We start from the raw sequence: 12,644 nt of genomic DNA, 5'->3' as shown, positions 1-12,644 counted from the left end.
GTAGAACGTTCAGTTTTGATAAAAGAATCGCACTATTTCATATTACAATTAAATACACACTTCATCAAATGATAAAATATTCCGATATATTTAGGTTTAATTTTACAGTCAGAAATACTTCTTGATATATAAGAGATTTGTATAAAATTAGCGTGTTGCGTTTAAATATTCTTGATATTTAGTAAAATATGATTTATATTATTAAGTGATTATATAAACTATTTATAATCACAAGATAAAAATAGGGGGGCAACAAACCATGAAATCAAAAAAGTTTCTTTTGCTATTCTCGCTGGTATTGTTTCTTTCGCTAATCTTGGCGGCTTGTGCCGGCGATGGTGAAGTGGAAGAAGATGGAGGTAACAGCGGAGATTCTGCTGAAGGTGATGCTGGTTCAACCGGTGATCTAACGATTGCGATCGGAGCAGACGTCGTATCATTATCTGCTCATGGAGCGAATGATATTCCTTCAGGTAACGTCCAAGATAATATTTATGAAACATTAACGAAATTAGATGAAAACCAGGAAGTACAGCCAGGACTAGCTACAGAGTGGGAGCAAGTTGATGACACTACGTGGGAGTTCACACTCCAAGAAGGCGTAACATTCCATGACGGAGCTGAATTTAATGCAGAGGCTGTAAAAGCAAACTTCGACCGTCTAGTAGATGAAGAAATTGCTTCTCCACGTGCTTTTCTTTTTGAAGCTGTAGACAGCGTGGAAGTGGTGGACGACTATACGTTACGCATTAACCTTAGTTTCCCATATGCACCTCTTTTAGCTAACTTAGCACATAGTGGTGCAGCAATTATGAGCCCTGATGTTATTGAGGAAGATTATGCTCAATTAGAAGAGGGTGGAGATGTAGATGCCTACATAAACCAAAATCCCGCAGGTACAGGTCCATTTAAGTTTGAAAGCTGGAATCCAGGTGCAGAAGTGGTTCTTACTAAAAATGAAGACTATTGGGGAGAACCGGCAAAGCTTAATTCTGTAACTTTTAAAGTGGTTTCAGAGCAAAGCGCTAGAATTGCCGAACTGGAAACTGGAGCATCTGATGTAGCAGATAATATCGGTCCTAACAATATCTCCCGTGTGGAAAATGCTGATGGACTGAGCCTATTACAAGAGCCGAGTGTATCACTTTCTTACGTTGGCTTTAACGCTCAAAAAGAACCATTTGATGATGTAAGAGTCCGCCAGGCAATTTCTATGGCGATTAATAAAGAGGCAATTATTGACGGTGTATACAATGGAGTAGGTATCCCGGCAATTGGACCATTGGCTCCACCAGTATTTGGTTATGATGAATCTGTTGAAGGCCTAGAATATAACGTAGAAGAAGCAAAGAGCCTACTTGCAGAAGCTGGATATGAGGATGGATTTGAAACCACTATCTGGACAAATGACAATGAACAACGTGTAGATACAGCTGTTGCAATCCAAGAGCAATTAAGTGAAATCGGCATTGATGTTCAAATTGAGGAGCTAGAGTGGGGAGCTTATCTAGAAAGAACAGCAAACGGGGAGCATGATATGTTTATCCTAGGATGGTCTAATGCTACTTCTGATGCTGACTATGGAATGTACCCATTATTCCATTCTTCTCAAGTAGGATCTCCGGGTAACCGTTCGTTCCTAGAGAATGAGGAACTGGATGCTGTACTTGAAGAAGCGCGACAGGAAACAGATCCTGCAGTACGTCAAGAACTGTACACCGAAGCGCAAGAAATGCTTGTTGAATTGGCACCAATGGTATACATTCACCATCAAGAATATATCTTAGGTGTAGATGATTCAGTAAAAGACTTTGGTATTGACGCACAAGGAATTTACCAAATTAAAAACACTTATATTGAAGAATAATATTAAAAAAGCCGGGCTACCTTACCCGGCTTTTTTAATATAAAAAACTATTTTAATACTCTCCTAGTCTTTCTTTTGTTAAAAGGGAAGTATGTAGACACCATATAATTAATTAAAGCAATCCAAATAAAGGAAAAGGCGACCAAGTGAGCTGTCGTAAAGGTCTCGTTATACACGAATACGCCAAGGATCAGCATTATAGTTGGCGCAATGTATTGTAGGAATCCAATCATAGCTAATGGAATTCTTCTTGCACCGCCAGCGAATAAAAGCAGTGGCACAGCTGTTACAATCCCTGCGCCGATGAGAACTAGATTGGAAGCCTCTAGGAAAGTATTAGTGTGAAAAACATTTTCTGGTAAAATAAATAAATAGATAACAGCAAATGGTGTGATAAACATTGTTTCAATTGTTAGACTTGCAAAAGCTCCTACATTTAGCCTCTTTTTAAACAACCCATACAACCCGAATGTCATTGCTAAAAGTAAAGAAACCCATGGAAAAACCCCGTAGCTCACAGTTAAAAATAAGACGCCTGCACCTGCGAGTATAAAGGAAAATAGCTGTCTTTTTGTTAAGGTCTCTTTAAGGACGAGGATACCTAGCAAAATACTTATTAAAGGATTGATATAATAGCCGAGACTAGCTTGAAGAACATGATCACTGTTAACAGCCCAAATAAAAATTAACCAGTTTAGAGTAATCATAATAGATGCAAACATGATCGCAATAAGCTGTTTCTTATTAGTCAGGATCGCCTTACATTCTTTCCGTACAGTTGGCCATTTTCGCAGAAGTGCAATGAGTAAAAGCATAAAAATAAACGACCAAATAATTCGATGTGCTAAAATTTCACCTGCTGAAACATGGTTTACTGCCTTCCAATAAATCGGAAGAAATCCCCAAAGCAAGTATGCCCCTGCAGTTAACAGGATTCCTGTTTGTTCTTGTTTCGTGTTCATGCCAACCCTTCTTTTCTAATTGGATTTATAATAAATGAGAGCTTCGTTGTATCAAATAAACTCATTTTAAAAGAGTCTAATTGAAAAAGCAAAAAGCATGTTTTGGAATTTAAGAAAACGCTTTCAAAATCTTAGTCAATAGAATAAGATAATAATAGGTTACGAAATAATGCAGAGGGGGATCTTTGTGAAAAAAGATGAACGACATATCGAAACAGCAGTTATCCATGGAGGTTATGACTCGAAAGATATGCTTGGGAGTCTGACGCCACCTATCTTTCAGACATCCACCTACACATTTGCTACTGCACAGCAGGGTGAAAAACGCTTTGCAGGGGAGGAAGAAGGTTATATATATTCACGGTTAGGAAATCCCACAGTGAAAATACTGGAAGAAAGAATTGCGGCTTTGGAGCATGGAGAAAGAGGCCTTGCTTTTTCCTCAGGAATGGCAGCGGTATCGGCGGTATTGATTGCTTTAACGAAGGCGAATGATCATATACTATGTTCATCAGGTCTGTATGGTTGCACGTATGGTCTTTTAACAATGTTACAAGATAAATATCAAATTAGTCATGATTTTTCATCAATGGATACAGAAGAAAATATCCGAAACAAAATAAAACCTGAAACAGCATGTATTTATGTGGAAACACCAATAAACCCAACAATTCGACTAATTGATCTAAAAATGGTGGCAAAGATAGCGAGAGAATACAATATCCCTGTTATTGTAGATAATACTTTCTCAACACCCTATCTTCAGCAACCGCTTAAACTTGGCTGTGATGTAGTGCTCCATAGCGCGACGAAATATATTGGTGGGCATGGCGATGTGATCGCGGGTCTTGTTGTTGGGAAAAAAGACTTTCTTGATACGATAGCTATGACGACGCAGAAAGATATTGGAGGGGTTCTATCACCGTTTGATGCATGGCTGTTGCTTCGCGGTATGAAGACTTTGCCAATTCGAATGGATCGCCACTGTGATAATGCAGAGAAGATTGTTGAGAAGCTTAAGGACCACCCGAAAGTAACTGCAGTATATTATCCTAACAAAAACCATTTTAATGAACAGAATACAGACAAACAGATGAAGCGAGGTGGCGGGGTAATTTCCTTTGAAATCCATGGTTCTAAAGAAGAGGTACAACAATTGCTGAATCACCTGTCCTTTATAAAAATTGCTGTAAGTCTGGGAGATGCCGAAACGTTGATTGAGCATCCAGCAACCATGACACATGCCGTAATTCCAGAGGAAACGCGCCTGGAGATGGGGATTACTGATCAGCTTATAAGGTTATCGGCGGGTCTTGAATCGTGGGAGGATATTTGGAAGGACTTAGAACAAGCATTGAATAAGATATAAAATGGAAGAATCCTTAAAAAGCTCCCGTGATGGGGGCTTTTTGAGTGCTTTAATAAGTCAAAGCGTTTAAGTAGACTAATGACTCCTTCCAACTATAGGAAATATAGGAAATATACAACCTGCTAAAATTCTTTTACCCTCCTTTACCTGGCAGTAAGTCCCCGCCTTCAAGAATGCGAAGAGCAATCAAGCATTCTAAGTGGGGGATCAACTGCCAGTAAAGGGCGATTCGTTCACCTAACATTTGGTGGGGAGAGGAAAAGGCCCCCACCAAATGAAGATTCACTTTATGGCATAATCTTGCTGTACGGAGGGTAAATATATAAGATGGAATATATGCATAACGCCCATATGTTGTTTACTGGAAAGATATGCTATATTATGAATGACCATGTTGGTCTTTGGATTACGTTTTTGGAGGGAGCTTTAAAATGGAGATCATGTCCTTGCTACTTGGATTTACTATTTTTATTAATATCGCGCTGGGCGTTTCTATTATCTTTTTGGAACGAAAGGATGCTACATCTACTTGGGCATGGTTAATGGTATTATTATTTATTCCGATTATCGGATTCTTTCTATATCTTATCTTTGGTAAGCCTATTAGCAAGCGCAGGATCTTTACTTGGGACACGAAAAGTCGTCTTGGTGTGAAAAAGGCTGTTCAATCACAGTTACGTGCCATAGAAGAGGAGCGTTTTGAATTTAAGCATAAAGAAATAGCAGAATATGAGGACCTCGTGTATTTACATTTGCGGAATGACGATGCCATTTTCACGCAAGATAATAGTGTGGACATTTATACGGATGGTGAAGAAAAGTTTGATGCCCTGATTCAAGACCTGCAGAAGGCCAATGATCATATACATCTCCTGTATTATATTTTAAGAAGTGATCAGCTAGGGAAAAGAATTGCCGAAGTCTTAATTAAAAAAGCGAATGAAGGAGTAGAAGTCCGTGTCTTGTATGATGATATGGGTTCAAGAACGCTTAAGCCGAAATACATAAGACGTTTACGCCAAGCGGGCGCGCAAGTAGAAGCATTTTTCCCACCGAAGATACCAAAAATCAACTTTAAGATTAACTATCGAAATCACCGCAAACTCGCCATTATTGATGGAAAAGTAGGCTATACTGGGGGATTCAATATAGGAGACGAATACCTTGGTAAGAAGAAAAAGTTCGGTTATTGGCGTGATACCCACTTACGTATATGTGGAGACGCTGTAAAGAATATGCAAACACGCTTTATCTTAGATTGGAATCAAGCGTCAAGAAACCACATCCTTTATGATGAGCGTTATTACAGGAGCAAGCACAAGGGTGATGTAGGGATCCAGATCGTATCGAGTGGCCCGGATTCTGAGTGGGAGCAAATTAAAAACGGGTATATTAAGATGATTATGTCAGCGAAAGAGTATGTCTACATCCAAACCCCTTATTTCATCCCTGATGAAAGCTTGAGAGATACGTTGAGAATCGCCACTCTATCAGGCGTCAAGGTAAGAATTATGATACCAAATAAGCCGGACCACCCCTTTGTGTACTGGGCAACGCTCTCTTATATTGGCGATTTACTCAATGCGGGGGCAGAGATTTTTATATACCAGAATGGCTTTTTGCATGCGAAAACTATTATAGTGGATGGAAAAATAGCATCAGTAGGTACTGCGAATATTGATGTACGTAGTTTCCGTCTGAATTTCGAGGTAAATGCCTTCTTGTATGATAAGGATGTGACAGCAAGGTTAGTACAGGCGTTTAATAATGATATCAAATTGTCGACGCAAATGACGAAAAAGCTGTATGACCAACGCTCCATCGGTATTCGCTTTAAAGAATCAATTTCCCGGTTATTATCACCAGTTTTGTAAAATACTAAGGGAAGCGCCTCTGAAATTATTTCATATTAAGCCTTTATTGGCAGTAAGACCCGAGAGGTCAACTGTCAGTAAAGCTCCAATTCGTTCAACTAACATTTGGTTGGGGAGAGAAGTAAACCCCACCAAATGAAGTTTCCCTTTATCCGATAGCTTGTGGTACGATATATCAAGTGAAAATACAAATCTTAACAAAGAACGGAAAAGGAGGCAGTGCTGTGGAGAAGAAACCATGCTCTGAATCACTAACTGTAAAGACATCACATGTGTTACCACCAGATACGAACACACACGGCACGCTATTTGGAGGAAAATTAATGGCCCATATTGATGACGTGGCTGCGATCGCTGCAGTTCGGCATTCTAGAAAGCCTGTAGTGACCGCATCTACGGATTCAGTCGATTTCCTTCATCCTGTTAAAGAAGGAGATTCGATTTGTGTGGAGGCCTTTGTTACGTGGACGCATAATACATCAATGGAAGTATTTGTGAAGGCTGTAACAGAGGACCTGCTCACAGGGAATCGTAAAGTATGTACAACTGCGTTTCTAACCTTTGTGGCAATTGATGAAGAAGGTCGTCCGATTCCTGTGCCACAGGTTTATCCTGTTACGGATCATGAAAAAAAGCTTCATGACAATGGAGCGCTTCGTGCTGCCCATCGTAAAGAGAGAAGGAAACAATCAAAGGAGCTAGCAGAGGACTTTGGTACAAGCTTCCCATGGACTCGATAATGAGGAGAAGCCTTCATAAAAAGGCTTCTTTTCCATTTCGTTGTTGATAGGTTCGTATAGCCAAAAAAAGGGTATATATTCTAACAACCAATATAACAAGGAGGGTAATAATATGACATTTTTTGAAAATATTATAAGTGATGTAAACGATGTCCTTTGGAGCTACATATTAATTATTGTTTTAATTGGACTTGGTTTATGGTTCACGATTCGAACAGGTTTTGTGCAATTTCGTTATTTTCCTGAAATGATTCGTGTGCTTTTTGACAAGCGAACGATAAGTGCTTCTGGTAAGAGAGGGACATCAGCTTTCCAGGCTTTTGCTATTAGTGCTGCTTCACGTGTGGGGACAGGTAATATGGCAGGGGTTGCCACAGCTATCGCAGCAGGTGGCCCAGGAGCGGTATTCTGGATGTGGATCATTGCATTACTAGGAGCAGCCTCAGGATTTGTGGAAAGTACCTTAGCTCAAGTATATAAAGTACCGGAAAAGAACCAATATCGCGGGGGGCCAGCATATTACATTGAAAAAGGTTTAAAGAACCGTAAGCTGGCCGTTGCTTTTGCCATTATTATTACCATTACTTATGGTCTTATCTTTAACTCCGTACAGGCAAACACAATTAGTTTGGCTTTTGCGGAAGAGTATCAGTTGAATAAATGGATACTCGCTGCTGTTTTATTCGTCTTTACCGCGATTGTTATTTTTGGCGGTATTAAAAGTATCGCGAATGTAGCGCAAATTATTGTACCTGTTATGGCGATTCTCTATATTTTTGTTGCGATCTATATTCTTGTCATTAATTTTACAGCTATTCCAGATATGATTTCCCTTATTTTTGCGAACGCTTTTGGAATTCGTGAAATAGCAGGGGGTGGATTTGGTGCAGCTATTATGATGGGGATCAAACGAGGGTTGTTTTCCAATGAAGCTGGGATGGGTAGTGTTCCGAATGCCGCTGCAACCGCAGAGGTAACACACCCGGTAAAACAAGGGCTTATTCAAGCTTTTGGTGTATTCTTTGATACAATTCTTATTTGTAGTGCCACAGGATTTGTGCTTATTACAGCAGGCAATTATGAAGGAAATGGGGATCTTGATGGAATTCAGTTGACACAGGATGCGTTTGCATTTCATATAGGTGATTGGGCAAGTACATTCATTGCCATCGCAATTCTGCTCTTTGCCTACAGTTCTATTTTAGGTAACTATTATTATGGTGAAAGCAACATTGCCTATATTAAAAATAGTCGTACAGTCTTGTTCTTCTACCGATTTGCTGTACTTGCAATGGTAGTGTTTGGTTCGGTTGCTGCATTCGGACTAGTATGGTCTATGGCCGACCTGGCAATGGCCGTGATGGCATTAATTAACATGTATGCTATTACAAGGCTCTTTAAGATAGCTAACCGTTTGTTACAAGACTATTTAAAGCAACGTAAAGCTGGAAAGGATCCTGTCTTTTACAGAGATACACTTGAAGATCAAGAAGGTATTGAATATTGGGGCAGAGACCAAAGCGCAGAGAAAAATAAATAAGACGTATAGTAGACAAAACAAAAGCCGAGCATCAGCTCGGCTTTTTGAAATTTTATCCCGCCTTAATTGGCAGTAAGACCCCTACTTCAAGGATCCGGGAAGTAATCAAGGATTCTAAGTGGGGATCAACGGCCAGTAAAGGTCCGATTCGTTCCACTAACATTTTGTGGGGAGGAAGGGAACCCCCCACAAAATGAAGTTTCACTTTATATAGTCGAATCTGTATTTAATTCTTCAACGGTAACATGGTTGTCAGCCCAGCATTGAATCTCTTCAATCACCGGTTTAAGTGCTCTTCCTTTATCAGAAAGAGAGTACTCGATTCTCACCGGAAACTCTGAGTATATATTTCGTTCCACGATTCCTTCTTTTTCGAGCATTTTTAATCGATCAGAGAGTAATCGCCCGCTAATAGGTAAGTCAGATTCCATCTCCGAGAAACGCTTCGTCCCGCCGAGCAAATCTGATAGTATTAAACCAACCCAGCGTGTGCTGAGAAGTCCCATTGCTTTTTCAAAACGTGGACATAATTTCTCCATGATCATCACCTCACTCTACGACGATATGCTCTTTAAATGAATACTCCTACATTAATTACAAAAAGTAACTACTTTCTATTTATCATACCACAACTCTCTCTAAGCGTAAATAGAGACAGAAATCGAGGGAATATAGTCGCACTATTTGAAAAGTTATCTTGGTAATTTTCTTCGATTTATGAAATAATAACAATATAGGAAATTTATTATTGGAGGTATAAGCATGGTTAGTCAACAAACTAAAGAAAAATATGCGGAGCTTGCACTTCGTAAAGGGGTTAATTTACAAAAAAATCAAGCATTAATGATCAACGCACCATTAGAAGGAGCAGATTTCACTAAAATCGTAGTGAGAAAAGCGTATGAAATGGGTGCGAAGGATGTACATATTAATTGGGTAGATGATGAGTTGACATTGTTAAAATATGAAAATGCACCAGATGAAGTGATTGCATCCTATCCGGATTGGAAGGTGCAGTTACATGACAGCTTTGCTGAAGACGGAGCAGCTGTATTGAATATTCGCTCTACAAACCCGGATTTATTGAAAGATATTGACCCTACCAGAGTTGCTAAAGCAAATAAAGCAGCTGCACAAGCAATGAAAAATTTCCGTAAATATACGATGAACGATAGAATTGCTTGGTCAATTATCTCTATCCCAACAGGTGATTGGGCTCAAAAGATTTTCCCTGATAAGACAAAGGAAGAAGCTATCGAAAGCCTTTGGGATGCCATTGTGAAAATTGTAAGAGTAGATCAGGAAGATCCCATCGCAGCTTGGGATGCCCACAATGAGACGCTACGAACAGCTCGTGAAATTCTAAATGAAAAGAATTATAAAAAGCTGGTATTTAAAGCACCTGATACAGAGTTGGAAATCGAGCTTCCTGAAGGTCATATTTGGAAAGGTGGATCTGCCCAAACAGAAGGTGGTACAACATTTAATCCGAATATGCCTACAGAAGAAGTATTCTCCATGCCACATAAATATGGTGTTAATGGAACAGTAGCAAGCACCAAGCCATTAAACTATGGTGGTAGCTTAATAAATAACTTCAGTTTAACCTTTAAAGATGGGAAGGTTGTCGACTTTAAGGCAGAACAAGGGGAAGACACACTGAAACATCTACTTGAAACAGATGAAGGAGCAACGCGTCTAGGGGAGATTGCTTTAGTACCACATGAGTCACCTGTTTCACAGTCAGGTTTAATTTTCTATAACACATTATTTGATGAAAATGCATCTTGTCATATTGCGTTAGGTAAAGCATACCCAACAAACCTTGAAGGTGGTTCTGCAATGGATGAAGAGCAACTGGATAAGCATGGGGTAAACGATAGCCTTACACATGTTGACTTTATGATAGGATCTGAAAACCTGGACATCGACGGGGTGCTTGCTGATGGCTCAACAGAAGCTGTATTCCGCAATGGCACGTGGGCGTTAAATGTAAAATAATTGTTTAATGATAAAAAAGAGCGATCACTTGAACAACTCGAGTGATCGCCCTTTGCATGGTCCAATTCGTTCAACTAACATTTGACGGGGGAGGAAGGGAAACCCCGACCAAATGAAGTTTCACTTTATCTTACAACCTACCATTTTTTACAAGTGCTGCTTTAATCATCGTATAATCAAAGTTGTCACCGAGCGCTTCTTTCATCTCTTTTAATTTTGGCTCTTCTAATTCTTCGTGTGCGGCAAGAATTGATGCTTCTTCATCCTCATTGAAAAATATTTTCCATAAGAGCGGGTGACCATCTTTATACGCTTTAAATAAATGGCTTTCTACAGTTTGCTTTGTAAGCTCCCGTATAACGGCAATATCTTTTATAGACTTGCCTGATTGGAACATTTTATAGCTAGCAAGGTGGCTAGGGCCATCTTCTGTTTGTTTCCGTGGTTTGGATCTAGGGGTGTCAGAGATTCGCACTCTTTCCGTTACAGCAGGATGCTCCTGGCGCCACTTTTGAATAACATGAAGAAAGGCTTCCCCATATTGGCCATATTTCTTTTCCCCAATCCCTTTAATGGTTAGCATGTCCTCTTTTGTGACAGGGAAATAACGGCTCAGTTCTTTTAAGGTTGCGTCAGAAAATAGCACATATGGTGGTACATTCTTTTCATCAGCAATTTCTTTACGACGTGAACGTAGAGCTGAAAATAGGTCCTCGTGATAATCAGTAGTTTCCGATTCAGGGATCGGTGCTGTAAACATCCAAACTTTTCGTCTTCCTTTTAAAACTTCAACAGATTTCTGGTTAAGCTTTAAAACAGGATATTTCCCTTCCTCTGTCGCTAGTAACTGCTCAGCAATCAAGAAGTGAATCCATTCCGTCAATTCTTTCTCTGTATAGGCAGAGAGAATGCCATAGGTTGAAATGGATGTAAGCTGGAATTGACTTATCTTTTTATCCTTTGAACCTTTAAGCACTTTAGCGGTCATCCCTACACCAAATCGTTCTCCCATACGTTTCACACAAGAGAGGATTTTCTGTGCTTCTTCTGTAATATCACTTTTCTCCTGACGCTCCATGCAATTACTACACCGACCGCAACCTTCCTGTGATGGATTGTCAGAAAAGTAGTCTAATATAAAGGTTGGCAAGCAACTATGGGTGTGGCAGTAATTAATCATTGCTTGGAGCTTTCTGTATTCCCCTTGCTTTGCCGCTTCTTCCATTTGGGATTGTTCTATTAGAAATTTTTGCAGCTGAATATCCTGGGGGGAAAAGAGAAGAACACATTCACTCATTTCCCCATCCCGCCCAGCTCTTCCGGCCTCTTGGTAGTAGGATTCGATATTCATAGGCATCGCATAGTGAATAACATAGCGGACATTCGATTTATCGATCCCCATCCCAAAGGCATTCGTGGCAATCATGACAGTTGTTTCATCATGAATAAAAGCAGCTTGTGCTCGTTTTCGCTCTGTCTCACTAAGACCAGCATGATACTTTGATACGGCAATACCGCGCTTGTCCAATTGTTCATAAAGAGCGTCAGTCTGCTTTCGAGTCGCCGCATAAATAATTCCGGACTCCTTTTCATGCTTCTTTATAAAGGAACGAATATAGGTGGCTTTGTCCTTTCCTTTTATAACATGAAAGTTTAAATTACTACGTTCAAACCCTGTGTTGATAACATGATCCATTTGCAACAGCTCTTGAATATCCTGAATCACTTCTCCTGTTGCAGTTGCTGTTAAAGCAATTAGGACAGGTATTGAATGAAGCTTTCTGAGATTAGGGATAATCGATCGGTAGCTTGGTCGAAAGTCGTGCCCCCATTGCGAAATACAATGTGCCTCATCAAATGCAATGAGGGACAAAGGAATTCGTCTTACTACATTGATAAAAAAGGCTGACTCAAAACGTTCTGGGGCAACATAGACAAATTTGTATCGCCTTGCCTCAATGTCTTGCATGCGCTGTTTTAATTCTTCAGAGGTGAGTGAGCTATTAATATATGTAGCCGGGATCCCTAATGACTGCAATGCATCTACCTGATCCTTCATTAATGAAATTAATGGGGAAATAATAAGGGCTGTTCCATCAAGTACCATGCCGGGAACTTGATAGCAAAGGGACTTGCCGCCACCTGTAGGCATTACTGCGAGGGTGTTATTTTGCTGCAGGATTTGTTGGATGGTTTCCTTTTGGCCGGGGCGAAAAGTCGAGTAGCCAAAGTAGGACTGTAGTATTTCATCTTCTTTTGCAATCATAATGTTCCTCCTTTGTTTACTATCC

General features: G+C 39.9%; 9 protein-coding genes. 6 read left to right on the top strand and 3 right to left on the bottom strand.

Translation table 11 applies throughout. The features are described from left to right. Nucleotides 1-259: 259 nt before the first annotated feature. Nucleotides 260-1,867, top strand: coding sequence for a glutathione ABC transporter substrate-binding protein (locus LG273_RS17045; RefSeq protein ID WP_404455895.1), 1,608 nt, complete (start codon nt 260-262; stop codon nt 1,865-1,867). Between the two features lie 47 nt (nt 1,868-1,914). Here the strand turns inward: LG273_RS17045 and rarD are convergent, their stop codons facing one another. Then, entirely contained in the window at nt 1,915-2,829 is a 915-nt protein-coding gene (gene rarD / locus LG273_RS17040) for an EamA family transporter RarD (protein ID WP_404455893.1), read from the bottom strand. Nucleotides 2,830-3,016: 187 nt separating this feature from the next. Between rarD and megL the strand changes: the two genes are divergently transcribed. The 4 genes from megL to LG273_RS17020 all read left to right on the top strand — a co-directional run bounded on the left by megL (nt 3,017) and on the right by LG273_RS17020 (nt 8,352). Next, nucleotides 3,017-4,198, top strand: a complete 1,182-nt coding sequence (megL, locus tag LG273_RS17035) for a methionine gamma-lyase (protein ID WP_404455890.1) — start codon at nt 3,017-3,019, stop codon at nt 4,196-4,198. 431 nt (nt 4,199-4,629) lie between these two features. Continuing rightward, nucleotides 4,630-6,072, top strand: coding sequence for a cardiolipin synthase (cls, locus tag LG273_RS17030; RefSeq protein WP_404455887.1), 1,443 nt, complete (start codon nt 4,630-4,632; stop codon nt 6,070-6,072). A 224-nt stretch (nt 6,073-6,296) separates the two neighbouring features. Next, nucleotides 6,297-6,812 (top strand): acyl-CoA thioesterase, encoded by a 516-nt coding sequence (locus LG273_RS17025; RefSeq protein ID WP_379562056.1) that lies wholly within the window; start codon nt 6,297-6,299, stop codon nt 6,810-6,812. A 112-nt stretch (nt 6,813-6,924) separates the two neighbouring features. After that, entirely contained in the window at nt 6,925-8,352 is a 1,428-nt protein-coding gene (locus tag LG273_RS17020) for an alanine/glycine:cation symporter family protein (protein ID WP_404455884.1), read from the top strand. A 206-nt stretch (nt 8,353-8,558) separates the two neighbouring features. On the opposite strand, the gene LG273_RS17015 is transcribed toward LG273_RS17020, so the two are convergent. Next, entirely contained in the window at nt 8,559-8,891 is a 333-nt protein-coding gene (locus tag LG273_RS17015) for a winged helix-turn-helix transcriptional regulator (RefSeq protein ID WP_379562059.1), read from the bottom strand. 223 nt (nt 8,892-9,114) lie between these two features. Here LG273_RS17015 and LG273_RS17010 point away from each other — a divergent pair, with 223 nt between their 5' ends. Continuing rightward, nucleotides 9,115-10,353, top strand: coding sequence for an aminopeptidase (locus LG273_RS17010; RefSeq protein ID WP_404455881.1), 1,239 nt, complete (start codon nt 9,115-9,117; stop codon nt 10,351-10,353). Between the two features lie 130 nt (nt 10,354-10,483). Here the strand turns inward: LG273_RS17010 and recQ are convergent, their stop codons facing one another. Continuing rightward, nucleotides 10,484-12,619, bottom strand: coding sequence for a DNA helicase RecQ (gene recQ, locus LG273_RS17005; RefSeq protein WP_379562062.1), 2,136 nt, complete (start codon nt 12,617-12,619; stop codon nt 10,484-10,486). Nucleotides 12,620-12,644: the final 25 nt, after the last annotated feature.

Source organism: Oceanobacillus kapialis (genome assembly GCF_044790185.1).
In the GTDB taxonomy this organism is placed as follows: Bacteria; Bacillota; Bacilli; order Bacillales; family Amphibacillaceae; genus Oceanobacillus_B; species Oceanobacillus_B kapialis.
Note: the sequence above shows the minus strand (reverse complement) of the source record. Positions and strands in the feature narration are given on the sequence as shown.

Excerpts from the sequence above, each read along its gene's own strand:
- LG273_RS17045 (WP_404455895.1), top strand. The coding sequence starts at position 260 with ATGAAATCAAAAAAGTTTCTTTTGCTATTCTCGCTGGTATTGTTTCTT.
- rarD (WP_404455893.1), bottom strand. The coding sequence starts at position 2,829 with ATGAACACGAAACAAGAACAAACAGGAATCCTGTTAACTGCAGGGGCA.
- cls (WP_404455887.1), top strand. The coding sequence starts at position 4,630 with ATGGAGATCATGTCCTTGCTACTTGGATTTACTATTTTTATTAATATC.
- LG273_RS17020 (WP_404455884.1), top strand. The coding sequence starts at position 6,925 with ATGACATTTTTTGAAAATATTATAAGTGATGTAAACGATGTCCTTTGG.
- LG273_RS17015 (WP_379562059.1), bottom strand. The coding sequence starts at position 8,891 with ATGGAGAAATTATGTCCACGTTTTGAAAAAGCAATGGGACTTCTCAGC.
- LG273_RS17010 (WP_404455881.1), top strand. The coding sequence starts at position 9,115 with ATGGTTAGTCAACAAACTAAAGAAAAATATGCGGAGCTTGCACTTCGT.
- recQ (WP_379562062.1), bottom strand. The coding sequence starts at position 12,619 with ATGATTGCAAAAGAAGATGAAATACTACAGTCCTACTTTGGCTACTCG.